We start from the raw sequence: 22049 nt of genomic DNA, 5'->3' as shown, positions 1-22049 counted from the left end.
AGAACTCGAACAAAAAAGGGAGAGCTAAAAGCTCTCCCTCATCCAGATCATTCAGGAACCGGTCTTGCACCGCAACATCGGCGGAGCCGATCCAGCTTGCACCCGATGTCAGCCCGCGCCCTTTCCATGTCCAGCGCGTATCCCCCTCGGGCAATGCCCGCTTGTCTGTTTCTGCACTCATTCAGATAGGTCTCCACCTTGACGCAGGTCGCCACCATGCCACTGGCCTTACCCAATGCCTTCGACGCTGCTGTTTCGTTTACTTCCTCCCCGGATCGGGCCTGTTCGCGCAGGCTCTCTATCTCGCGGCGCAAATCGCGGATCGCGACCTGCAACGCCTGAAGCTGCTCTTCACTGGCAGCAATTTCCTGTTCCGGGGTATTCATCGTCATCTTGCTCTTACCTCTCGTTTTGGACCTCCAACCCGAGCAGACACGAAAAAACGGCCACCGGAACTTAATCCGGGGCCGTTTGCCCATGTCTTCTAGCATGGACGTATTTCTATGTCAGAGCGGACGCAAAGTCAAGGAAAACAAGGTTACCAAAACCTTCCAAGCCCTTACGATGGTTAATAAATTCCTAATTTAACCCAAATCCGCGCCCGCTCTGACGCTTAGTTCCCGCCCGTCGACGCATTGCCCGCCGCTTCCGCGCCACGCTCCGCCTCGATCTTGCGCCAGCGTGCGACATTGGCGTTATGCTCTTCCAATGTCTCGGCAAAAGCGTGACCGCCGGTGCCATCAGCAACAAAGAAAACATAGTCCTCGCTGGCCGGTTGTGCCGCAGCCATCAGGCTCGCACGTCCGGGGTTCGCAATCGGCGTCGGTGGCAGCGCATCGATGACGTAGGTGTTGAACGGAGTCTCCTTGCGCAGCTCGCTGCGGCGCAGACCACGCCCCAAGACGCCCTGCCCGTTGGTGATCCCGTAGATCACGGTCGGGTCCGTCTGCAGACGCATGCCTTGGTTCAAACGGTTGACGAAAACGCTCGCCACCTGTTCGCGCTCTTCCGGTACGCCGGTTTCCTTCTCGACGATAGAGGCAAGGATCAACAGTTCCTCAGGCGTCTCGACAGGCAGCCCCGGATCGCGAGCCTCCCAGGCTTCGGCCAAACGCTGTTCTTGTGCCGCGGCCATACGCGTCAGGATTTCGGCACGGTCGTCCCCTTCGGACACCTCATAGCTGTCGGGGGCCAAAGATCCCTCCGCAGGCACCGCCGCGATCTCGCCAGACAGCAGGTCGATGGCTTTCAACGCCTCGGCCACCTGCCAGCTTGTCACGCCCTCTGCCATCGCGATGCGGAACCGCGTGTCGGCCTTCGCCTTGGTCTGGGTATAGACCTCTGGCACCTCATCCTCACCGGGGGTGAATTCGGCACGCTCGACGAAACGGCTTGTTACGGGGTCCAGCTCGCGCACCTGCGTGCTGATGCGGTTCACACCGATGCGGTAGACAACTTCGGTACCGCAGGTGCTTGCCCCGCCGCGTGTCACGGTGTCTACGATCTCTTTCATCGAGGCTTCGGGCTGGATCAGAAAGCTCCCCGCCTTCAGGTCGCGGGTCTTTTCCTCATACTCTGCCCCAAGACGGAAGATCGCAGCCGAGCTTACGGCCTCTTGCGTAGCAAGATCATCGCCCACGGCACGCATGTTCGACCCGCGCTCCACCTGCAGGCAGATCGCCTGCGACAGCGGACCGGGGGCATCATACTGCCCCCGCCCCCACAGGATAATCCCGCCTAACAAAAACAAGCCTAAAATCAGAAACGTAACAGCGTTAGACGCGATATGACGCCACATTAGGATGCTTTCCCGAAGATCACGCTCGCGTTGGTGCCACCAAAGCCGAAAGAGTTGCTCAGCGCGACATCAATCTTGCGCTCGACCTTCTTGTTCGGGGCCAGATCGATCTTGGTTTCAACCGCAGGATTGTCGAGGTTGATGGTCGGTGGGGCCACCTGATCGCGGATCGCGAGGATAGAGAAGATCGCCTCGATCGCGCCAGCAGCCCCCAACAGGTGACCGGTCGCGGATTTCGTCGACGACATGGTGACCGTCTCAACCGCGTCGCCCAGCATCCGCTCGACCGCGCCCAGTTCGATCACATCAGCCATGGTCGATGTGCCATGCGCGTTGATATAGTCGATGTCTTTTGGCTCCAGCCCGGCACCACGCAGGGCGTTGCGCATGGACCGTTCGGCCCCGTCGCCATCCTCGGCGGGGGCGGTGATGTGATAGGCATCGCCCGACAGACCATAGCCAAGCACTTCGGCATAGATTTTCGCGCCACGTGCCTTGGCGTGTTCGTATTCTTCCAGCACGACAATGCCCGCGCCCTCGCCCATGACGAAACCGTCACGATCCGCGTCATAGGGGCGGCTTGCCTTGGTGGGGTCGTCGCCCCGCTTGGTGGACAGCGCCTTACAGGCGTTGAACCCGGCCATGCCGATCTCGCAAATCGCGGCCTCGGCCCCGCCGGCAATCATCACATCCGCGTCGCCATGCTGGATCAGACGGCTTGCGTCACCAATCGCATGGGCACCGGTGGAACAGGCGGTCACAACCGAATGGTTCGGGCCGCGGAATCCATAGCGAATCGATACCTGACCCGAGATCAGGTTGATCAGCGCGCCGGGCACAAAGAACGGGCTCACGCGGCGCGGGCCTTTCTCGTGCATCATCACGGCAGTGTTCGCGATAGAGTTCAGGCCCCCGATGCCCGACCCGATCAAGACGCCGGTGCGTTCCAGATCTTCGCGGTCCGTGGGCATCCAGCCGGAATCCTCGACCGCTTGCTGTGCTGCGGCCATGCCGAACAGGATAAAGGTATCCACTTTGCGCTGTTCTTTCGGCTCCATATACTTGTCGCCGTTAAAGGTACCATCCGTACCGTCGCCAAGCGGCACTTCGCAGGCGTATTGAGTGACCAGCTTGCTGGGATCGAAGCCCGTGATCTTGCCCGCTCCGGATTGACCATCCAAAATTCTGGACCAGCTGGCCTCCACGCCATCGGCCAACGGAGTTACCAATCCCAAACCTGTCACTACTACTCTGCGCATATCCAAGCCCCTTGGTGTTTCTTTGCGTTGACCGGCTATACCTTGCCGAGACCGTAAATTTCAAGACGCGAAGCGCCCAAGCCACGGTCAGACCGGCGGGCCTTTGCGCGTCATCAGACGTATCTTGTCGCCGTCAAGCTCTATGTCGCGCAGCGCGGTATATCCCAGGGTCTCGGCCAGCCGCAGCGACGATACATTCGCCACGGCGATCATGCACACCGTGCGCCCCGTCACCACGCGGTCGAACCAGTCATGCGCCGCGCGCGCGGCTTCCAGCCCCAGCCCCGTGCCCTGCGCTTCGGGGGCCAGTACCCAACCGGCCTCGGGAAAGGGATCGAAATCGTCGCCAAACCCGCGGGAACCAAAGAAAAACCCGACCTGACCTTCCATCTCGCGGGTGCCGCGCGACTGGATCGCCCATTGACCAAACCCGACAATCTGCCAATGGCCCGCATTGCGCAGAAACGCATCCCAGCTTTCGGCCTTGGGTTTGGGCTTGCCGGTAATATGGGTCACCACGGCGGGCATGGCCCAGATGTCAGCATAACGGGGGAAGTCTTCGGCCCGCATGGCGCGCAGGGTGAGACGGGCGGTATTGATGGTCGGTACTGATCGCGACATGTGGTGAATTACCTTCACGCTTGAATTTCTGTCGCAGCCAGTGTCACGCCGCAGCCCGCGCAAGACAAGTGACGCGCGGTCCCCCCAAGCAAAAACGGCGCCCTTCCGCTAGGAAGAACGCCGTTCTCTAAATCTCGTGCCGCCGCGACGCCTATGGGGCTGCGGCTGGCGAAAACGTCTTAGGACGCTTCTTTGATGAACTTGACCGCATCGCCGAAGGTCTGGATGTTCTCGGCTGCGTCATCGGGGATCTCGATGCCGAACTCTTCTTCGAACGCCATAACCAGCTCAACAGTGTCGAGGCTGTCTGCGCCAAGATCGTCGATGAACGATGCGTTCTCAACAACTTTGTCTTCTTCAACACCCAGGTGCTCTACAACGATCTTCTTTACGCGGTCTGCGACGTCGCTCATATTCAGTCCTCATTCATTCGGGCAATCCTGCCCTCTTCTGTTTCCGTCAGAACCTTATGCGGTCCGTATGGATCGTGCCCCGAGGGGCGGCTATGGCCCTTGTTGTCACAAGGTAAGGGGGGCAATCAAGCCTCCCTATGATGGATTCTGCGCCCCATTTAGCACAAGACGCAGATTTGGCAAACGCTTTGCAGCGCAGGGTCACAACATGGCCATGCCGCCGTTCACATGCAAGGTGGTTCCGGTAACATAGGCGGCTTCCGCACTTGCCAGATAGACAACAGCCGACGCGATTTCGGATGCTTCGCCCATACGGCCCGCAGGGATTTGCCCCATGATTCCCGCCTTTTGGTCGTCGGTCAGCTTGTCCGTCATTGCCGTGGTAATGAAACCGGGGGCGACCGCGTTCACGGTGATCCCGCGGCTGGCAACCTCATAGGCAAGCGATTTGGACATGCCCACCATACCGGCCTTGGACGCGGCATAGTTCGCCTGACCGGGGTTACCGGTGGCCCCGACCACGCTCGAGATATTCACGATCCGGCCCCAACGCGCCTTCATCATGCCGCGCATCACGCCTTTGCACAGCTTGAACGTCGCGGTCAGGTTGACGTTCAGGACCGAATTCCATTCATCATCCGACATGCGCATGAACAGGTTGTCGCGGGTGATGCCGGCGTTATTGACCAGAATATCAACCGATCCCATCGCCTCGGCCGCCTGTTTGGGCAGCGCGTCAACGGCTTCCATATCGCTCAGGTTACAGGGCAGCACATGGGCGCGCTCGCCCAGCTCGGCGGCCAGCGCCTCAAGCGGTTCGGTGCGGGTGCCGGACAGGCCCACGGTGGCGCCACGGGCATGCAGGCTGCGCGCGATTTCCGCGCCGATACCACCCGAAGCCCCGGTGACCAGCGCATTTTTTCCAGTAAGATCAAACATATGTAATTCCTTTCGCGGCCTTTCTCAGGCCGTTTTCACGGCAGCGGCATCGGCAGCGGTGCCGATGTTCACGCAGGTGATTTCCTTGTTGATGCGGCGGATCATGCCGGACAGCGCCTTGCCCGCGCCGATTTCCCAGACCTCGGTCACGCCCTGCGCGCCCATCCATTCAACCGACGACATCCAGCGCACCTGACCGGTGACCTGCTCGATCAGCAGCTTGCGGATCTGTTCGGGATCGGTGACCGCCTCGGCCACCACATTCGCCACCACGGGCACGGCAGGGGCGTTCATTGTCACATCCGCCAGCGCACCGGCCATCTCTTCTGCGGCGGGGGCCATCAGGGCACAGTGGAACGGAGCAGACACAGGCAAAAGCAGCGCACGCTTGGCACCGGCCGCTTTCGCCAGATCAATCGCGCGTTCCACGGCAGCCTTGCTGCCCGAAACGACATTCTGCGCCGGATCGTTCTGGTTGGCGACCTGACAGACCTCGCCCTGTGCGGCCTCTGCGGCGACGGCCTCGGCCTGATCAAAGCTCAGCCCCAGAAGGGCGGCCATAGCGCCCTGCCCCACGGGCACAGCCGCCTGCATCGCGCGCCCCCGGATGCGCAGCAACCGCGCCGTATCGGCAAGCGAGAATGTCCCCGCCGCGCAGAGTGCGGCATATTCACCCAGCGAATGGCCCGCGACATACGCCGCCTTGTCGACGGTAACGCCTTCGGCCTTCAACGCCGCCATCGCCGCCATAGAGGTCGCCATCAGCGCAGGCTGCGCGTTCTGTGTCAGCGTCAGCTCGTCCGCGTCGCCTTCCCAGATCAGCGTCGACAGCTTTTCGCCCAAGGCTTCGTCCACCTCGTCAAACACGGCCTTTGCCGCCGGATAGGCGTCGGCCAGATCGCGGCCCATACCGATGGTTTGCGCGCCTTGGCCCGGATATACGAATGCAATGGTCATAAAGTCCCCCGAATTTGCGTTTCCAGCGCTTTAGCGCGTGGGTGGCCGTCAAACAAGCCTGCACGGCGACTGTGCGCTGATCCGCATTGGTCCCCAAGCCCCGTTGCAGTAAGCAGAAACGACCCATTTCGCGACGGAGCACCCAGATGGCCTTAACCAATACCTCAATCCGCTACGGCGGGGTGACCAAGTTCTTTCACTGGCTCACCGCCCTGCTGATCCTCACGCTGATCGCCCTTGGCCTTTATGCCAGCGATCTGCCCCACGATACGCAAGCGGCGCTGACCCGCAAAGCGTGGCTGTTCTCGCTGCACAAAACACTGGGCGTGACGGTCTTCTTTGTCGCCCTTGCCCGCATCGTCTGGGCCTTTACCCAACCCAAACCGGGGCTGCTGAACGCGGATCACCGTCTTGAAAGCTGGCTGGCGGAAACGGTGCATTGGGTGCTCTATGGGTCGCTGGTGATCGTCCCGCTGGCCGGCTGGATCAACCACGCCGCCGCCTCTGGCTTTGCGCCGATCTGGTGGCCGCTGGGGCAGTCGCTGCCGTTTATTCCCAAGAACACAACAGTAGAGCACGCCTTTGGCGCGCTGCACGTCATCTCGGGCAAACTGCTGATCGGCGCGTTGATCCTGCATATCGCCGGCGCGGTGAAGCACCACGTTGTGGACCGCGATTCGACCCTGCGTCGGATGTTGCCGGGCGAAGCCGTCGTCGGCCCGCTGCCTGCTCAACACCACTCTGCCGCGCCGGTGATCACCGCCACCGTCGTCTGGGTCGCCGCGATTGCCCTCGGGCTGGGGCTGGGCCTTGGCTTGGGCCAGCAAAGCGATCAACCCGCCCCGACCGAAACCGCCGCGCTAGAGGATGTCGCCTCTGACTGGCAAGTGCAGGACGGTACCATCGCGCTAGAGGTCACGCAGTTCGGGTCCGTCGTGGCTGGCAGCTTTGCCGACTGGACATCCGCGATCACATTTGACGACACCGTACAATCCGGCAAAGCGGGCGACGTAACGACCACGGTCGCGATCCCGTCGCTGAGCCTCGGGTCGGTGACGGATCAGGCGATGGGGGCGGATTTCTTCAACAGCGAGGCCTTCCCCACCGCGATTTTTCAGGCTGATATCAATGCCACCGCCGACGGCTATGTCGCAGCGGGCAGCCTGACGATCAAGGATCAGACGATGCCGGTCGACCTGCCTTTCACCCTGACGTTGCAGGACGACACTGCCCGGATGACAGGCTCCACCACGCTGGACCGCCGCAACTTCGGCATCGGGGAAACGGTGACGGACGAAAGCACGCTGGCGTTCAGCGTCACGGTGAATATCGACCTCACCGCCACACGCGGGCAGTAATCCCGCCAACGTCGGCGCGGGCCCTAGGGCCCCGCCCCCCATAAACGCAAAAACGCCGGGGTCCCGCCCCGGCGTTCTCGTTTCTTAATAAACGGTGGAAAGCTTATTCAGCCTTCATCGCTTCGATAGAGATGTTCACTTGCACTTCGTCGCTGACGAACGGCGCGAACTGACCAAGGTTGAAATCGGTGCGTGTGACCGTGGTCGTCGCGTCGAAACCGGCCCAAGGCTTCTTGGCCATCGGATGCTCGCCCATCTGGTTCAGCTTGGCATCCAGCACAACGGATTTGGTCACATCGTTCATGGTCAGATCACCGGTGATCAATGCGGTCTTTTCGCCTGTGACCTCGATACCGGTGGATTCGAACGTCACCATGTCGCCATCTTCGGCACCAAAGAAATCAGCGGTCATGAAGTGTTCGGTGCGGGGTTCCCAGCCGGTGATCATGTCTTTGACCGGGAAAGATACGGAGACAGAGGAGTTCGCGGGCTCTGCCTCGTCCAGCATGATTTCACCGTCAAAACCGCTGAACATCGACGTGGTGGTCGAGAACCCAAGGTGGTTATAGGTGAAAACGATCTGGCTGTGGCTTGCGTCCAGCACATATTTCTCGGCGGCGAAAGCAGAGGTGGCACCCAGTGTCAGGGCGGTAGCGAGAAGGACAGACTTCATGGTCATTGGAATACTCCTGTTGGCGTTTGTCTGCACCATACATGAAGCATTTCAGCGTTTCAGCAACCCAGCAGTGTTCAACAGTTAGTGCGCATTGGCGAACAGTCGCGCGTCAGACATGCGATAAACACGCACATAACGGCCGCGCTGCGCTCAGATCGCCTGACCGGAGTCGCGCAGGCTAAAGGTCAGGTTATCGACCACGCGGCGCTCTGCAATATGGACATCAACGATGAAATTGCCGCGCGTGTCCCAGAAGTGGAAGTTGCGGCCAATACGCTCCACGCGTCCCAGATCGCCAAAACTGCAGCGTTGCAGCACCCGTTGCGCCCCCACCGTGCGCGGACGCACCAGACGCAGCTCGCGCCGCAGCGTGTCGATCTGGATCTCGGGCAGCGCCGGCTTTTGCCCCGACAGCAAAAGGCTTGCCCCCAACATCACAGACACCGCCGACAGCCCGACCTTGAACAGCATCACATCTGACCCAAAGTTCGACCCCGGCGTCAGCCACAACCCCGACGCCGCCAGCACCAAGGCCGCCCCCAACAACCGCTGGAGGCTGCGCACCACCGCCCGAGAGCCATCTACCATTCCGGCCTGTGCCGAAAACTGAAGACTATCCGCGGAGAAATTCGTAACTGCGCCCATTGCTCTGATAAACCTTGCTTAACCGTGTGATCTCCGCTTCAGTTCTCGTATGGGTTCATGACGAAAAAGAGGCGCGACCGTGATCGAAGTGGTACTTTTCAAAGGATCATCCGCCCCAAATCGATAGACGCCCGTGCCATAGCGCCAACGCACCCTTGCCCTGCCTGCAAAACCGTGTATATCGGCCCTTCGTTTTGCATCATCTTTTGAACCGCGCAGACTCTCGTGGTGGGGCCGCAAAACGCAAATGCCCTGCCTATGAAATGCGCCTTGATATAAATAGGAGTGCACATGCCGCTTTATGAGCATGTTATGATTGCGCGTCAGGACTTGTCCAACACGCAAGCAGAAGGCCTTATCGAACATTTTGGCACAGTTTTGGCTGACAACGACGGCAAGCTCGTCGACAGCGAATACTGGGGCGTTAAAACGATGGCCTACAAGATCAACAAAAACCGCAAGGGCCACTATGCCTTCCTGCGTTCGGACGCACCAGCGACCGCCGTACAGGAAATGGAACGCCTGATGCGTTTGCATGATGACGTGATGCGCGTTCTGACCATCAAAGTTGATGAGCACAAAGAGCTGCCATCGGTTCAGATGCAGAAACGTGACGAGCGCCCCGAGCGTGGCGAACGCCGCGAACGTCGTTGATCATCAGCTTGCAATAAAGGACATAAACCATGGCCGCTAAACCATTTTTCCGCCGTCGTAAGGTCTGCCCCTTCTCGGGCGACAACGCACCGGCAATCGATTACAAAGACACACGTCTTCTGCAGCGCTACATCTCTGAGCGCGGCAAAATCGTTCCTTCCCGCATCACCGCAGTCTCCGCGAAAAAGCAGCGTGAATTGGCCCGTGCCATCAAACGCGCCCGCTTCCTCGCCCTGCTGCCCTACGCCGTTAAGTAAGGAGAAAGCACATGCAAGTTATCCTTCTGGAACGTGTGGCCAAACTGGGCCAAATGGGCGAAGTCGTGGACGTAAAGCCCGGCTACGCACGCAACTTCCTGCTGCCCCAAGGCAAAGCGCTGTCGGCTTCCAAAGCCAACATCGAAGCCTTTGAAGGTCAGAAAGCCCAGCTTGAGGCACAAAACCTCGAGACCAAAAAAGAAGCCGAAGCACTGTCCGACAAGCTTAACGGTCAGCAGTTCATCGTCATCCGCTCCGCCTCCGATTCGGGTGCGCTTTACGGTTCGGTTACGACCCGTGACGCGGCAGACGTTGCTACAGCCGAAGGCTTCACCATCGACCGCAAACAGGTCGTTCTGGGCAGCCCGATCAAAGACCTGGGCCTGCATGACGTCACCGTCATCCTGCACCCCGAAGTCGAAGCCACCATTCAGCTGAACGTTGCACGTTCCCCTGAAGAGGCCGAGCTTCAGGCCGCAGGCAAGTCGATCCAGGAACTGGCCGCAGAAGAAGAAGCTGCAGCCGAATTCGAGATCTCTGAACTGTTCGACGATATCGGCTCCGCCGCATCCGACGACGACGATCTGGCAGAAGCTGTCGAGAAAACAGACGAAGACGAAGCGCAAGCCTAAGCCTTCCGATCTGATTCCAAATGAAACGCCGCCGCTGACCTCTCAGCGGCGGCGTTTTTCATTGCGACATCGGCAATATGCCGCCCTGTGCTAAGCGACCCTCTGCCCATCCGGCGCTGCCCTTGTTGCGCGGTGCCCCCGGCGTTGTAAGCATTTGGCTCCCGTCAACGATGCGAGTCACACGCATGATCGCCCTCACACGTCGTTCCCTTTGCCAGATGTTGCTTTGCACACCTGCCCTCTCTGCCTGCGCCAGTACCGCGCCAGAGCCCGCCCCCGCGCCCCGCAAGCTGCCGCTCTATCCCAACGAGACGCCCGAGCTGCGCGGGCTGATCAACAAATGGGCCGACCACTACGACGTCCCCCGCCCGTTGGTCCACCGTCTTGCCATCCGTGAAAGCACCCACCGTCCAGAGGCCCGCAATGGGCCCTACTTCGGCCTGCTGCAAATCCTGCCCGCCACCGCACGCGGCATGGGGTTTCGCGGCGATGCCGGCGATCTTCTCGATCCTGATGTAAACTTGAAATACGGCGTCAAATACCTGCGCGGCGCTTGGCTGCTGTCTGATGGCGATCACGCCACCGCAATCAAGTGGTACGCCCGCGGCTATTATTACGAGGCCAAACGGCGCGGTATGCTGGTTGAAACCGGCCTGCGCAAAGGCTGAGCCCCCTAAGGCGCGCCGCGCTGCCCCATGGGCGCAGGTGTGCCTCTCTCAGATCCAGTCGAGGTTCACCTGTCGCGCAGGGTATTTCGCAGCAAAGGTTTCGCGCAGCGCGCGGAACCTCGGTCTGAGATCCGCGAACTTGCGCTCATGGGTCTCCACGACCAAGCACCTGATCCCCTTGATCAAATCCGCTGCATCCATCGCCTCAAGCAGATCAAGCTCCGCGCCTTCGATGTCCATCTTCACAAAAGCGATCTCGCCGCGTTTATCGATTTCAGCCCTGATGATTTCCAGAAAATTGAGCAATGCGACATCGACATAATTGCCTGCGTCAATCGTACGCCCGCCGTCGACGATTGTGCTTTTGACCGATGCCCCCTTCATATTGTCGTCAAAGTTCGCAGCCCGCATCAGCCGCACAGTGCCCGAGCTAGCCCCAACCGCCGCGTTGACAAGACGCACGTTCGCGCGGTCTTTCACAGCCGTCGTGAGCTGTTCAAACGCATAAGGGTCGGGTTCATAGCTGATCACCTCGGCGCCTGTGTCGGCCAACAAACGGGTCACGACACCCACATTGGCCCCGCAGTCCATCGCCAGATCGCCAGGCTTCAGCATCGCCGTCACCCCCTTGAGAAAACCCATCGCCTCGGCCTGACGCAGGTTCCGCTTCGCACGCCGGCGGGCTTTGCGCTCCTCCTCGGTCAGGGGTGTCTTTGCTCTCGCGGCGCGGCGCGCCCTGTTGCTGGCTTGATCTGACATGTGTCTACCACCCTCCCCTTGATCGGAACTGCCGCATTTTGCTGCACTAAAACGAATAACTCCCCAGCCGTCTAACGAAAAAAGCCGCCCCAATCGGGACGGCTTTGATCTTTGTCATACCGAAAAAGGGGAAAGACTTATTCGTCTTCCAGCTCTTCTACGGCTTTCTGCAGGTCTTCTTTCGACACTTCTTTCTCGTTCAATGTCGCCTGTTCAAACACGTGATCAACGACTTTGTCCTCGAACAAAGGAGCGCGCATCTGCTGTTGCATCTGCTGGTTTTGCTGAACGAATTCAAAGAACTGACGTTCCTGACCAGGGTACTGACGTGCCTGGTTCATGATCGCTTGCGTCATTTCCGCGTCGGTGACCTGAACTTCGGCTTTCTGACCCAGCTCGGCCAGCAGCAGGCCAAGACGCACGCGGCGCTCGGCGAGCTTCTTGTGCTCGTCGGTGGTTTCGATTTCCGGGTGGTCATGGCCCTGAACGTCGGGGTTGTCTTCGTGCCACAGCTGGTGCGCGATCTGGCCTGCTTCGGCTTCGACCAGCGACGGCGGCAGGTCAAAGCTGACCAGCTTGTCCAGCTCGTCCAGCAGACCGCGTTTCATGACAGCGCGCGACGCACCGGCATATTCCGCTTCCAGACGCTCTGCGATCTGGGATTTCAGCGCGGCCAGATCTTCGGCACCGAATTTCTTGGCCAGCTCGTCGTCCACTTTCGCGGCAACAGGCTTTTTCACTTCTTTAATCTTGCACTCGAACACGGCTTCTTTGCCGGCGAGATGAGGTGCTTGGTAATCTTCCGGGAAGGAAACCGTTACGTCTTTCTCGTCGCCTGCTACAACACCGACCAGCTGCTCTTCGAAACCGGGGATGAAGGAGTTGGAGCCCAGCACCAGCGGGTAATCTTCCGCCGCGCCGCCTTCAAAGGCTTCGCCGTCTACTTTGCCGAGGAAATCGAATGTGATCTGGTCGCCGTCTTCTGCCTTGGCACCCTCTTCGCGGGCTTCAAAGTCCTGTGCGGTCTCTGCCAGGTTGGCCAGCGCCTCTTCAACGGCGGCGTCATCGGCTTTGACAACCATTTTTTCCAGCGTGATGGACGACAGGTCGACTTCTGGGATCTCGGGCAGTGCTTCGTAGGTCATGGTGACCTCGACGTCGTCGCCTTCTTTCCAGTCTTCATTCGCCATTTTGACGTCGGGCTGCATCGCAGGGCGATCGCCGGATTTTTCAAAATGCTCTTGCATGGCGCCATCAATGCTTTCCTGCATTGCTTCGCCCATAACCTTTTGGCCGAATTGCTTTTTCAGCAACGCCATTGGCACTTTACCTTTGCGGAAACCCTTCATCTCGACTTCGGGCTGCGCTTCGGCCAGCTTTTCGTTGACCTTGGCCTCCAGCTCAGCTGCTGTCACAGTGATGGCATAGCCGCGTTTCAGACCTTCGTTCAGCGTCTCGTTGACCTGCATGTTTGCTCCATAGGGTAAGGCCGCGCATTGCGGGGCGCGGGCGGAAAAATTTCCGCTCTTCTATTGGGGCCTGCGCTTGGGCGCAAGCGGATTTGGCGGCGGGGTCCCGTGGGACGGGGCGAATTGCCCCCTGCCCCCGCGTACCGATGGCATTAAACGTCTCGCGCGGCGTCCAGTGGGCGCATAATCAGCCCCCGAGGCACCGCATCCGGCTCAGGACATGCCAAGCGCTTCTTTATACATCTCAAGCACGGCTTCTTCTTCGGCGATATCATCCGCTTCACGCTTGCGCAGAGCGATTATCTTGCGCAGCACCTTGGTGTCGTAACCGCGGGATTTCGCCTCGGCCATGACCTCTTTTTGCTGTTCGGCGAGGTCTTTCTTCTCGGCATCCAGCCGTTCGATCCGCTCTACGAACTGGCGCAGCTCATTCGCGGTCACGCGATATGTGGCATCACCGATGGCGTCTTGGGATTCGGGATTGGTGGCACTGTCGCTCATCTGGGGCGTCCTATGTCTTGAATGGGTCAGCGCATTGACTACCCGCGTGCCTGCGCTGCCGCAAGCCACTCTTGCCCATTGGGCGGAATTCGGATAGCTCGCGGCCTATGGAAAATGCATCTCTTTCACTCTTTGACGTCCTGATCTGGGCGGGCGCGGCGATCTCCTTTGTAGGGTTGGTCGGGCTTGTCTGGTGTATCCTGCGCGTGGCCCGTGCCAAACGCGCCGCCCTGCCCGAAGAAGAGATGCGGATCGTCCTGCAAAAAGTGCTGCCGATGAACCTTGGCGCATTGCTGCTGTCGGTGATCGGGCTGATGATGGTCGTAGTCGGTATCATCCTCGGCTAAGGCAAGTGACGGCCACTTTCTGCCTCTGTCTCTATAGATAACGCCCCTGTCTCTATAGATAGCAAGCGCTCGGAGACCAACACAGCGTCAACCTCGCGCTTGCGGCTTGCCACACATTCAGCATTCATTATATGTTTTCCCGACACCCGCCGCTTACGGCGGTACGAAAGGGCGATATAGCATATGATTGAAGCAGATTGGATTTGGGGCCTGATTGGCGGCCTGATGATTGGCGGCGGCGCTGCGGTCTACCTGTTGGGCAACGGCCGCATCATGGGGGCCAGCGGCATTATCGGCGGGCTGGTGGACGGATCGGCGCGCGGCGCTTGGGCCGAACGCGGCAGCTTTCTGGCGGCGCTGATCATCTTCCCTGCGGTGATAGCATCCTTCGCCCCCGTCCCTGCGACCACCAACCTGACAGAGAACCTGTGGCTGGTCGGCGCGGCCGGTCTGCTGGTCGGGCTGGGCACGCGCATCGGCAATGGCTGCACCTCGGGTCACGGGGTCTGCGGCATTTCGCGGCTGAGCCCACGCGGTATCGTTGCGACGCTCGTTTATATCGCGGCAGGCGCGCTGATGGTTGTCGCCCTGCGCGCCCTTGTCGGAGGGGTCTGAGATGCGCAATATGCTTGCCGCCCTCGCCGGGGCTTTGTTTGGCACCGGGCTATATCTGTCGGGCATGACCGATACCCAAAAGGTCCAGGGGTTTCTGGATTTCTTCGGGGATTGGGATCCGACGCTCGCCTTTGTCATGGGCGGGGCCATTTTGCCGATGGCGGTCGCTTGGGCGTTCACCCGTGGGCGGCGGCCCGTGGTGGGCGGTGATTTCCCCGAACGCCCCGACCCGCGGCTGGACCGCAAGCTGATCGTGGGGGCCGTGCTCTTTGGCGCGGGATGGGGGCTGGTCGGGCTGTGCCCGGGGCCTGCCCTGGCGTCGCTTGGGTTTGGCGGCTTGGGGGGCCTGATTTTTCTGATCACCATGCTGGCGGGTATGATGATCGCCCCCAAAGCGCGGCGGATACTAGACACAACGCGGGCGGCTGGATAAGTCAAACTATGGATATTCGTCAAATCACCCCCCGCTTCTTTGCTGCCCCTCAGATCGACCCCTCCGATATGGAGGCGATCAAAGAGGCTGGCGTTACCTTGATCCTGTGCAACCGTCCCGACGCGGAAGTGCCCCCCAGCCATCAGCATGCCGCCATCCAGGCCGCGGCAGAGGCGGCTGGACTGCGCTTTGCGGTGCAAGAGCTGACGCACCAAACGATGACCCCAGATGTTATTGCCCGTAACCGCGAGATCGGCGTGGCGCAGGACGAGGTTGTTATGGCCTATTGCGCCTCGGGCACACGGTCGACCATCGCTTGGGCCTTGGGTCAGGCAGGCGAACAACCGGCAGACGCGCTGATTGAGGCCGCACGGGCTGGTGGCTACGACCTAAGCCACATGCGCGGCGTGCTCAGCGCCCCCTACGCGTAACCGCAACGCGCCGAAGTCAACGCGCCACCGGTTGATCCGCCAAGGATCAGGCCAGCCGCGCCGTTGCAGAAGCCATACCAACGGATAGCGCCAAAACGGCGCTGTCACCCCGCATCTGATGTCACCGGCATCAACCGACGAAACTCACATCCCTTACACCATCGCACGCCTCCTTCACTGCCATTTCACCCCTATGAAATGATGCAGAGAGGTTACGATTCCCTTTAGAGAACCGAAAAAATTGCTAGGCCCCGTTCTGCGCCAACGGCAGTTCAACCCGAAAACCGGTGCCCGACACTTCGGTAAGATACGAGATATCCCCCTGCAAACGTTTGATAATCTCGCGGCATATCGCCAGTCCCAGACCGGCCCCCTCGCCGCCCTGCCCGGGCAAACGACTAAACTTTTCGAAAATCAATTCCTGAGACGCAGCATCGATCCCCGCGCCATTGTCGATCAGGTCCACAATGATGCGAGGCCCCTGCTGGTGGGCGCGGATCGACAGCTGAGGGTCGTCGGCAACGCAATACTTCTGCGCATTTGTGATAAGGTTGATGAAAACCTGCACCAGTCGGTCCAGATCCGTCTCCAACATCACCTCCTCCCCTGGCAGATCGCGGTCGATGGTAATCGCGCGGGTATTGGCGGCGCGCGCTGTGGTCACGGCCTGATCCAGCACATCGCGCAGCGACCCGCGCTGACGGTTCAACGATACCTCGCCGTTTTCCAGCACAGACAGGTCCAGCAGATCGTCCAGCAACCGCGTCAGCCGGATGGTTTCGGAGTGGATGATCGAGGCATAGCGCGTCTTTTCCTCGGGCCCCAGCCCCTGGGCGTCGCGCAGAATCTCGGAGAACGACCGGATAGAGGTCATGGGCGTGCGCAGTTCATGGCTGATCTGGCTCAGAAAACTGTCTTTCTGATGCGACAGTTGCGTCAGCTTGTCATTGGCGCGGCGCAGCTTCGCGGCGGTATCGGTCAGCTCGCGCGATTTGATTTCAAGCTGGCTTGAATACTCCAGCATCTGCGCCGATTCGTCCGCCACCGCCAGCAGATCCTGCACCGAGACAGAGGCACCGCCAACCAGCTGCGACACCATCGCATGGGCCGTCGCCGCCCCGACCGAGGCCGCCAATTCACGCTCCAGCGCCTGGACAAAACGCGGCGTGGGCTCTGGCAAACCATCCGATTTTTCCTGCAACTGGGCTTGCGCGCGGAAAAATCCCTGCGCCTCGGCGGGGCCCAAAATCCGCTGCGCCATGATCATCAGATCCTCGCTGGCCGCGACGGACGCGCTCCACCCGCGGGCGGCGGTGGAATGGTCGAAGATATTGACAAATTGCGCGCCTTGCAGCCGCTCGACAGGGGCGGGAAAGCTGAACAGGGACACGGCGACAAAGACCAGCGCGTTGAGCGAAAGGCTCCAGATCACTGCGTGAACAGTGGGGTCCAAACCGTTGATTCCAAACAAGGCTTCGGGGCGCAGCCAGGTCATGCCGAACAGCCCGTCCTGAAAGGTCGCAACCGATAGCGCCGCGCCTGCGCCAAAGCTGGGCAAGAGCATCGTATAGACCCAGATCGCAAAGCCCACGCTTAGCCCGCAGACGGCCCCCGTGCGCGTGGCCCCGCGCCAGAAGATACCGCCCAGCAACACCGGCAGGAACTGCGCGACCCCCCCGAAAGAGATCGTCCCGATCGCCGCCAACGCACCGCCGCCGCCCGACAGACGGTAATAGAAATACCCCAGCGAGATGATCAGCAGGATCGACAGCCGCCGCGACAGGATCACCACATGACGCACATCACCCGATTGCTGCACCGAGTTCTGCCCGTAGGTGAGCCAGATCGGCATGACGATATGGTTGCTCACCATCGTCGACAGCGCCAGCGTCGCCACGATCACCATCGACGTGGCCGAGGAAAAGCCCCCCAGAAAGGCAAACATCGCAAGGCTGTTTTGCCCTTGGCTGAGCGGCAGGCTCAGCACGAACAGATCGGGATTCGACCCTTCGGGCAGCAGGTCCAGCCCGACCACGGCAATCGGCACGACAAACAGGCTCATCAGCATGAGATACAGCGGGAAGGCCCAGCTGGCGGTTTGCAGGTGACGTTCGTCGTCATTCTCCACCACCAGCACCTGAAACATCCGCGGCAGGCAGATGAAGGCGGCAGCGGCCAGCAGCGTCAGCGCGGCCCAACGGCCGCCCTCGACCTGCCATTGACCAAGGGCCGACCGGTCGATCTGCGCCAGCGCCTGATCGACGCCGCCCGCCAGCCCCCAGACCACGAAAACGCCGACGGCCAGGAGGGCCAGCAGCTTGACCACCGCCTCGACAGCGATGGCGATGACCACGCCGTGGTGGCGTTCATTCACGTTGAGATTGCGGGTGCCGAAGAGCACGGTGAATAGCGCCAGCCCCACCGCGACCCAAAAGGCCGCCTGTGCGGAATTCAGCGGGTCGCTGCCCGGCGTCACCCCCGGCTCGGCGCTGGCAAAGATCGACAGAGACAGGGTAACCGATTGAAGTTGCAGCGCGATATAGGGCGTCACCCCGATCACCGCCATGATGGTGACCAAGATCGCCAGCAGGTTCGATTTGCCGTAGCGCGAAGAAATCAGATCCGCGACAGAGGTCACCCGATGCGACCGCCCGATGCGCACCAACCGCCGCAGCACCCACCACCAGCCGATCATCACCAGCGACGGGCCAAGGTAGATCGTCACGAACTCCAACCCCGACCGCGCGGCATAGCCTACGGCACCGTAAAACGTCCACGCGGTGCAATAGATCGACAGCGACAGCGTATAGACCAGCGGAGAGCGCAACAGCCAGTCGCCCCGCCCCCGTGCCGCCGCACGCTCTGCCGCGAAGGCCACGGCAAAGAGCCCGACCACATAAAGCAGACAGACCGCAACCAACTGGTTCAGCGACACCATCAGTCTTGAGCTTCCTGAGCAATCTGCCGCGCCGTGCGCCGCCAGAGCAGAAAGCACAAGACGATGCCCGCCAGCCAGACGCCAAAGACATAGCGCAGCGCGTGCGACATGGGCACGGCCGCGCCGACGGGGGCATCCTGCACAGGCCAGAGCAGCGGCACCATCCAGAAGGCCAGCACCAGCAAGGGCAGCAGCCGGACGGCATCCATCATGCGGCGAAACCGGTAGCTGCGCCGTTCCAGAAACAGCGGCGAGCCGGGGGGCTTGCTCATGCTTTTGCGGTGCCTGCGGCGGTCAGATCGCGCACGGCTGCCAGCATATCGGCGTTGGAAAACGGTTTGGTCATAAACCGGCTGACCCCGGCCTCTAGCGCGATTTCGCGGTCGCGGGTCTGGCCGCGGGCGGTCAGCATCAGGATCGGCAGATCGGCCAGCGCCGCATCCGCTCGCAGTTCTTTCAGGATTTCGAAACCACTTTTGCCCGGCAGCATCACATCCAGCATCACCAGATCGGGGCTGGCCTTGCGGATCACCTCCACGGCTGTCGCGCCATTGGCCAGCGTTTCGACGCGCCAGCCCTCACGGCCGAGTAAAAATCGTATCGCCTCGGCGATGTTCGTCTCGTCTTCCACGAGCACCACATGCTTGCCCATTGGCAAAATCCCTCCCTGTGGCCCTGGTCGCTTGTGCCGCGATCTCGGTAGGCCGAGCGGCAAGATGCACGGAAAACCCTGCCCTGTCAAAAGCCTGTTGCCCCGCGCTATACCCCGTCATTCAGGATCGACGGTTCGCGCCGCGCCGGACATTGCGCACGCGGGCAGACGCGACAGGTGGCCCCCACATCAAGCGCGGGCGCGCTGTCCGGCCCCGCAGGCAGGATCAACATCACCGAATGAAGCAAGGGTACCGCGTTGTAATCGCGCACATTTTGGGTTTCGCAGGTGGCAAAACAGTCAAAGGCAGAATGGCCCCGCCCCAATTGCGCGACCCGTTGTTTCTGCACCATGCCCGGGCTGCCCAGAACGGCAAACAGCGGCCAAAGCGGGCAACAGGCCCCAAAGCGCGGCACGACGAAACCGTCGATGGATTTGCGAAAGATCAACGTGCCCGACCGGTCGCAGATCACCAGCCCTGCCCCCAGTTCCGGCACCGTTGCCATGCGCCGCAAGACGCGGGCCACGGGCTGGCGCAGCTCTGCACCAAGCGCCACGGGGTCGGGTCCAAGCCGGTCAAGAGCCTGTGTCAGCCGCGTGATCGGCAGGGCTTCGGCATCGATGGCGATCTGCTGCAACACATCGCGCGCGATGTGACGCGCGGCCACGCTTTGCAACTCGGGGGCGGTCTGGATCAGCTTGTCGATAGCATCCGCATCCCCTTCGGTGACCTCGAGCGTGGCAAAACGATAGCGATGCGCGGCCAGAAACGCCTCTACCTCCTCTTGCGGGGAATCGGCGGCGGGGGTGATTTCGGGGTCGGCCTCAAGATAGCCCACAAGCGCCTGCGCGCTATCGGCAAGGCGACGGCTGTCCTGATCGATGTTGATGTGAAACCGGTCGCGCCATTCGGGTTCAAGCGTTTTGGTATCGGCCAAAATCGACGCGGTGGACCGGATCGCGGCAGCGGTCGTCAGCAGTTCGTGCATAGAGGCCGCCAGATGCGGGTCATGGGCCAGCCGGTCGGTCAGGGTTTCGACCGTACGCTCTAACGTGGCGATCCGGCGCTGCGCGTTGGCCAGCACATCGGCCCAGCCCGGGAACCGCCCGGCAAATTCATCGGCGCGGGTCGCCTCCGGCCCGCTGAGCCGCGCATCATCCGCCGCCTCGCGCAGGGTAGCGATCAGCGCCGCCTCGGCCCCTTCGGTCAACGCCGTCGGCTCCACCCCAAGGGCGGCGGCGATGTTAAGAAGCAGTTTCCCGCCGATTCTGCGACGGTTGTGTTCAATAAGATTCAGATAGCTGGCCGAGATGCCGATCCGCTTGGCAAGGTCCGCCTGTTTCTGCCCCGCCATCACCCGACGTTCACGGATACGGCTGCCGGTCAGCGCATCGCGGGTCACGCGGCACCCCCGCGCGAATTATATCGCGTTATCAACGGCTTTCTGCGCTGCAATATCATTAAATTTACAACTCCCCCTCAATCTGTGCGAATATATTTACAGAATAGTTGTTTTTATCAAGGGGCTTGTTGATCGGTTTTCAGTTTTCCCCTCATATCATATTTGCACCTCTGTGCATCATGGACCCGGAAAAATAATCGGGCCGTGATTTCAACATTTGGGAGGAAATACATGTCATTTTCTAACTTGACGCGTCGTGGCGTGATCAAAACCGGCGCTGCTGCCGGGGCCGGTCTGGCGCTGCCGACGTATCTTAGCGCGGCCGCGCATTCCGGCTTTACCAACGCGCCAACGGGCGACACGGTGACGCTTGGCTTTAACGTACCCCAATCGGGCCCCTACGCGGACGAAGGCGCAGACGAGCTGCGCGCGTTCGAGCTGGCGGTCGAGCACCTGAACGGTCAGGGCGACGGCGGTATGCTGAACACCTTCAGCTCGAAGGCGCTGGAAGGTAACGGGATCATGGGCAAGAAAGTCCAGTTCGTGACCGGCGACACGCAGACCAAATCGGACGCGGCCCGCGCATCGGCGCAGTCGATGATCCAGAAAGACGGCGCGATCATGATCTCGGGCGGCTCAAGCTCGGGCGTGGCGGTTGCGGTGCAGGGCCTGTGCCAAGAGGCCGGCGTGATCTTTATGGCGGGTCTGACCCATTCGAACGACACCACGGGTAAAGACAAGAAAGCCAACGGCTTCCGCCACTTCTTTAACGCTTACATGTCCGCTGCGGCGCTCGCTCCGGTGCTGAAGAATCTCTATGGCGACGACCGCAAGGTCTATAGCCTGACAGCCGACTACACATGGGGCTGGACGCAGCAGGAATCCATTCAGGCCGCGACCGAAGCCATGGGTTGGGAAACCATCAACGACGTGCGCACGCCGCTCGCCGCGACCGATTTCTCGTCCTATATCGCCCCTGTCCTGAACTCCGGTGCGGATGTTCTGGTGCTCAACCACTACGGCGGAAACATGGTCAACTCGCTGACCAACGCCGTGCAGTTCGGCCTGCGCGAAAAGCAGGTGAACGGTAAGAACTTCGAGATCGTCGTGCCGCTCTATTCAGAGCTGATGGCCCGTGGTGCAGGTGAGAATATCACCGGTATCGTCGGCTCGCAGAACTGGGACTGGAAGCTCGAGAACCAGATGGGCGACCGCTACAAAGGCACCAACGCTTTCGTTCAGTCCTTTGGCGAAAAATACGGCTTCCCCCCCAGCCAGGCGGCTCAGACCTGCTATGCGCAGACGCTGCTGTACGCGGATGCGGTGGCCCGTGCCGGTTCGTTCAACCCCTGCGCCGTCGGCGAAGCCCTTGCCGGGTTCGAGTTCGACGGTCTGGGCAACGGCCCGACGCTGTACCGCGCCGATGACCACCAGTGCTTTAAGGACGTTGTGGTCGTGCGCGGCAAAGAGAACCCCGAGAATGAATTCGATCTCGTGGAAATCGTCGAAGTCACCCCAGCCGATCAGGTCACCTATGCACCTGACCACCCGATGTTTGCGGGCGGCGAGTTGGGCGACTGCAACCCCGGCGCGTAAATCAAGTCTAAGGCAGGGGGCGACCCCT

26 protein-coding genes are annotated in these 22049 nt (G+C 60.8%); 10 read left to right on the top strand and 16 right to left on the bottom strand.

Annotation, left to right across the window (positions count from 1 at the left end):
* Positions 1-47: 47 nt before the first annotated feature.
* From AB1495_RS12220 to fabD, 7 genes are all read right to left on the bottom strand, one after another.
* A complete protein-coding gene (locus AB1495_RS12220) occupies positions 48-392 on the bottom strand; it encodes a hypothetical protein (protein ID WP_240790778.1) in 345 nt (114 codons plus the stop codon).
* Between the two features lie 221 nt (positions 393-613).
* Positions 614-1798, bottom strand: a complete 1185-nt coding sequence (gene mltG, locus AB1495_RS12215) for an endolytic transglycosylase MltG (protein WP_009826738.1) — start codon at positions 1796-1798, stop codon at positions 614-616.
* Positions 1798-3057: a beta-ketoacyl-ACP synthase II gene (gene fabF / locus AB1495_RS12210; protein WP_074635104.1), complete on the bottom strand. Its 1260-nt coding sequence runs from the start codon at positions 3055-3057 to the stop codon at positions 1798-1800. The genes mltG and fabF overlap by 1 nt, the downstream gene beginning before the upstream one ends.
* Before the next feature lie 87 nt (positions 3058-3144).
* Entirely contained in the window at positions 3145-3678 is a 534-nt protein-coding gene (locus tag AB1495_RS12205; protein WP_074635105.1) for a GNAT family N-acetyltransferase, read from the bottom strand.
* Between the two features lie 179 nt (positions 3679-3857).
* Positions 3858-4091: an acyl carrier protein gene (locus tag AB1495_RS12200; protein ID WP_005852881.1), complete on the bottom strand. Its 234-nt coding sequence runs from the start codon at positions 4089-4091 to the stop codon at positions 3858-3860.
* 201 nt (positions 4092-4292) lie between these two features.
* The gene (gene fabG, locus AB1495_RS12195; RefSeq protein ID WP_009826737.1) at positions 4293-5030 is read right to left on the bottom strand and encodes a 3-oxoacyl-[acyl-carrier-protein] reductase; all 738 of its coding nucleotides are present in this window, start codon (positions 5028-5030) and stop codon (positions 4293-4295) included.
* Between the two features lie 24 nt (positions 5031-5054).
* Complete coding sequence (gene fabD / locus AB1495_RS12190) at positions 5055-5987, bottom strand: ACP S-malonyltransferase (protein WP_037962738.1); 933 nt, start codon at positions 5985-5987, stop codon at positions 5055-5057.
* Between the two features lie 146 nt (positions 5988-6133).
* Here fabD and AB1495_RS12185 point away from each other — a divergent pair, with 146 nt between their 5' ends.
* Entirely contained in the window at positions 6134-7345 is a 1212-nt protein-coding gene (locus AB1495_RS12185; RefSeq protein WP_074635106.1) for a cytochrome b/b6 domain-containing protein, read from the top strand.
* A gap of 103 nt (positions 7346-7448) precedes the next feature.
* Here AB1495_RS12185 and AB1495_RS12180 read toward each other — a convergent pair whose 3' ends face one another.
* Positions 7449-8018 (bottom strand): YceI family protein, encoded by a 570-nt coding sequence (locus AB1495_RS12180; RefSeq protein WP_174226624.1) that lies wholly within the window; start codon positions 8016-8018, stop codon positions 7449-7451.
* A gap of 153 nt (positions 8019-8171) precedes the next feature.
* Complete coding sequence (locus AB1495_RS12175; protein WP_074635107.1) at positions 8172-8609, bottom strand: hypothetical protein; 438 nt, start codon at positions 8607-8609, stop codon at positions 8172-8174.
* A 348-nt stretch (positions 8610-8957) separates the two neighbouring features.
* Here AB1495_RS12175 and rpsF point away from each other — a divergent pair, with 348 nt between their 5' ends.
* From rpsF to AB1495_RS12155, 4 genes are all read left to right on the top strand, one after another.
* Positions 8958-9320 carry a 30S ribosomal protein S6 gene (gene rpsF, locus AB1495_RS12170; RefSeq protein WP_005852867.1) on the top strand — a complete coding sequence of 121 codons (363 nt, stop codon included), beginning with the start codon at positions 8958-8960 and terminating at the stop codon, positions 9318-9320.
* A 29-nt stretch (positions 9321-9349) separates the two neighbouring features.
* The gene (rpsR, locus tag AB1495_RS12165) at positions 9350-9577 is read left to right on the top strand and encodes a 30S ribosomal protein S18 (protein WP_005852865.1); all 228 of its coding nucleotides are present in this window, start codon (positions 9350-9352) and stop codon (positions 9575-9577) included.
* An 11-nt stretch (positions 9578-9588) separates the two neighbouring features.
* Positions 9589-10209: a 50S ribosomal protein L9 gene (gene rplI / locus AB1495_RS12160; protein ID WP_037943995.1), complete on the top strand. Its 621-nt coding sequence runs from the start codon at positions 9589-9591 to the stop codon at positions 10207-10209.
* Between the two features lie 185 nt (positions 10210-10394).
* Complete coding sequence (locus tag AB1495_RS12155) at positions 10395-10877, top strand: lytic transglycosylase domain-containing protein (protein WP_235183774.1); 483 nt, start codon at positions 10395-10397, stop codon at positions 10875-10877.
* A gap of 48 nt (positions 10878-10925) precedes the next feature.
* Here AB1495_RS12155 and AB1495_RS12150 read toward each other — a convergent pair whose 3' ends face one another.
* The 3 genes from AB1495_RS12150 to AB1495_RS12140 all read right to left on the bottom strand — a co-directional run bounded on the left by AB1495_RS12150 (position 10926) and on the right by AB1495_RS12140 (position 13606).
* A complete protein-coding gene (locus AB1495_RS12150; RefSeq protein WP_074635108.1) occupies positions 10926-11636 on the bottom strand; it encodes an FkbM family methyltransferase in 711 nt (236 codons plus the stop codon).
* A 137-nt stretch (positions 11637-11773) separates the two neighbouring features.
* Positions 11774-13105 (bottom strand): trigger factor, encoded by a 1332-nt coding sequence (gene tig / locus AB1495_RS12145; RefSeq protein ID WP_074635109.1) that lies wholly within the window; start codon positions 13103-13105, stop codon positions 11774-11776.
* A gap of 213 nt (positions 13106-13318) precedes the next feature.
* Positions 13319-13606, bottom strand: a complete 288-nt coding sequence (locus AB1495_RS12140) for a DUF2312 domain-containing protein (RefSeq protein WP_009826729.1) — start codon at positions 13604-13606, stop codon at positions 13319-13321.
* Positions 13607-13713: 107 nt separating this feature from the next.
* Here AB1495_RS12140 and AB1495_RS12135 point away from each other — a divergent pair, with 107 nt between their 5' ends.
* The 4 genes from AB1495_RS12135 (at position 13714) to AB1495_RS12120 (ending at position 15432) form a co-directional block, all read left to right on the top strand.
* On the top strand, positions 13714-13953 hold the full coding sequence (locus tag AB1495_RS12135; protein ID WP_005852805.1) for a hypothetical protein: 240 nt from the start codon (positions 13714-13716) through the stop codon (positions 13951-13953).
* A gap of 183 nt (positions 13954-14136) precedes the next feature.
* Positions 14137-14568 (top strand): YeeE/YedE family protein, encoded by a 432-nt coding sequence (locus AB1495_RS12130; protein WP_074635110.1) that lies wholly within the window; start codon positions 14137-14139, stop codon positions 14566-14568.
* 1 nt (position 14569) lies between these two features.
* Complete coding sequence (locus AB1495_RS12125; protein ID WP_074635111.1) at positions 14570-15001, top strand: DUF6691 family protein; 432 nt, start codon at positions 14570-14572, stop codon at positions 14999-15001.
* Between the two features lie 8 nt (positions 15002-15009).
* A complete protein-coding gene (locus tag AB1495_RS12120) occupies positions 15010-15432 on the top strand; it encodes a TIGR01244 family sulfur transferase (RefSeq protein WP_074635112.1) in 423 nt (140 codons plus the stop codon).
* 244 nt (positions 15433-15676) lie between these two features.
* Here AB1495_RS12120 and AB1495_RS12115 read toward each other — a convergent pair whose 3' ends face one another.
* The 4 genes from AB1495_RS12115 to AB1495_RS12100 form a co-directional block, all read right to left on the bottom strand.
* Positions 15677-18370 (bottom strand): sensor histidine kinase, encoded by a 2694-nt coding sequence (locus tag AB1495_RS12115; protein ID WP_197145654.1) that lies wholly within the window; start codon positions 18368-18370, stop codon positions 15677-15679.
* The gene (locus tag AB1495_RS12110) at positions 18370-18642 is read right to left on the bottom strand and encodes a hypothetical protein (RefSeq protein WP_009826724.1); all 273 of its coding nucleotides are present in this window, start codon (positions 18640-18642) and stop codon (positions 18370-18372) included. Before AB1495_RS12110 ends, AB1495_RS12115 begins: the two co-directional genes overlap by 1 nt.
* Positions 18639-19022: a response regulator transcription factor gene (locus tag AB1495_RS12105; RefSeq protein WP_074635113.1), complete on the bottom strand. Its 384-nt coding sequence runs from the start codon at positions 19020-19022 to the stop codon at positions 18639-18641. The genes AB1495_RS12110 and AB1495_RS12105 overlap by 4 nt, the downstream gene beginning before the upstream one ends.
* Positions 19023-19129: 107 nt before the next feature.
* Entirely contained in the window at positions 19130-20425 is a 1296-nt protein-coding gene (locus AB1495_RS12100; protein ID WP_074635114.1) for a helix-turn-helix transcriptional regulator, read from the bottom strand.
* A 231-nt stretch (positions 20426-20656) separates the two neighbouring features.
* Between AB1495_RS12100 and AB1495_RS12095 the strand changes: the two genes are divergently transcribed.
* Complete coding sequence (locus tag AB1495_RS12095) at positions 20657-22021, top strand: substrate-binding protein (protein WP_037943985.1); 1365 nt, start codon at positions 20657-20659, stop codon at positions 22019-22021.
* Positions 22022-22049: the final 28 nt, after the last annotated feature.

The sequence above is a fragment of the Sulfitobacter pontiacus genome (assembly GCF_040790665.1).
Lineage (GTDB): Bacteria > Pseudomonadota > Alphaproteobacteria > Rhodobacterales > Rhodobacteraceae > Sulfitobacter > Sulfitobacter pontiacus.
This window is presented reverse-complemented; position numbering and strand designations above follow the sequence as displayed.

Coding starts and splice junctions, on each gene's coding strand:
- AB1495_RS12220 (WP_240790778.1), bottom strand. CDS start 392: ATGACGATGAATACCCCGGAACAGGAAATTGCTGCCAGTGAAGAGCAG.
- mltG (WP_009826738.1), bottom strand. CDS start 1,798: ATGTGGCGTCATATCGCGTCTAACGCTGTTACGTTTCTGATTTTAGGC.
- fabF (WP_074635104.1), bottom strand. CDS start 3,057: ATGCGCAGAGTAGTAGTGACAGGTTTGGGATTGGTAACTCCGTTGGCC.
- AB1495_RS12205 (WP_074635105.1), bottom strand. CDS start 3,678: ATGTCGCGATCAGTACCGACCATCAATACCGCCCGTCTCACCCTGCGC.
- AB1495_RS12200 (WP_005852881.1), bottom strand. CDS start 4,091: ATGAGCGACGTCGCAGACCGCGTAAAGAAGATCGTTGTAGAGCACCTG.
- fabG (WP_009826737.1), bottom strand. CDS start 5,030: ATGTTTGATCTTACTGGAAAAAATGCGCTGGTCACCGGGGCTTCGGGT.
- fabD (WP_037962738.1), bottom strand. CDS start 5,987: ATGACCATTGCATTCGTATATCCGGGCCAAGGCGCGCAAACCATCGGT.
- AB1495_RS12185 (WP_074635106.1), top strand. CDS start 6,134: ATGGCCTTAACCAATACCTCAATCCGCTACGGCGGGGTGACCAAGTTC.
- AB1495_RS12180 (WP_174226624.1), bottom strand. CDS start 8,018: ATGAAGTCTGTCCTTCTCGCTACCGCCCTGACACTGGGTGCCACCTCT.
- AB1495_RS12175 (WP_074635107.1), bottom strand. CDS start 8,609: ATGGTAGATGGCTCTCGGGCGGTGGTGCGCAGCCTCCAGCGGTTGTTG.
- rpsF (WP_005852867.1), top strand. CDS start 8,958: ATGCCGCTTTATGAGCATGTTATGATTGCGCGTCAGGACTTGTCCAAC.
- rpsR (WP_005852865.1), top strand. CDS start 9,350: ATGGCCGCTAAACCATTTTTCCGCCGTCGTAAGGTCTGCCCCTTCTCG.
- rplI (WP_037943995.1), top strand. CDS start 9,589: ATGCAAGTTATCCTTCTGGAACGTGTGGCCAAACTGGGCCAAATGGGC.
- AB1495_RS12155 (WP_235183774.1), top strand. CDS start 10,395: ATGATCGCCCTCACACGTCGTTCCCTTTGCCAGATGTTGCTTTGCACA.
- AB1495_RS12150 (WP_074635108.1), bottom strand. CDS start 11,636: ATGTCAGATCAAGCCAGCAACAGGGCGCGCCGCGCCGCGAGAGCAAAG.
- tig (WP_074635109.1), bottom strand. CDS start 13,105: ATGCAGGTCAACGAGACGCTGAACGAAGGTCTGAAACGCGGCTATGCC.
- AB1495_RS12140 (WP_009826729.1), bottom strand. CDS start 13,606: ATGAGCGACAGTGCCACCAATCCCGAATCCCAAGACGCCATCGGTGAT.
- AB1495_RS12135 (WP_005852805.1), top strand. CDS start 13,714: ATGGAAAATGCATCTCTTTCACTCTTTGACGTCCTGATCTGGGCGGGC.
- AB1495_RS12130 (WP_074635110.1), top strand. CDS start 14,137: ATGATTGAAGCAGATTGGATTTGGGGCCTGATTGGCGGCCTGATGATT.
- AB1495_RS12125 (WP_074635111.1), top strand. CDS start 14,570: ATGCGCAATATGCTTGCCGCCCTCGCCGGGGCTTTGTTTGGCACCGGG.
- AB1495_RS12120 (WP_074635112.1), top strand. CDS start 15,010: ATGGATATTCGTCAAATCACCCCCCGCTTCTTTGCTGCCCCTCAGATC.
- AB1495_RS12115 (WP_197145654.1), bottom strand. CDS start 18,370: ATGGTGTCGCTGAACCAGTTGGTTGCGGTCTGTCTGCTTTATGTGGTC.
- AB1495_RS12110 (WP_009826724.1), bottom strand. CDS start 18,642: ATGAGCAAGCCCCCCGGCTCGCCGCTGTTTCTGGAACGGCGCAGCTAC.
- AB1495_RS12105 (WP_074635113.1), bottom strand. CDS start 19,022: ATGGGCAAGCATGTGGTGCTCGTGGAAGACGAGACGAACATCGCCGAG.
- AB1495_RS12095 (WP_037943985.1), top strand. CDS start 20,657: ATGTCATTTTCTAACTTGACGCGTCGTGGCGTGATCAAAACCGGCGCT.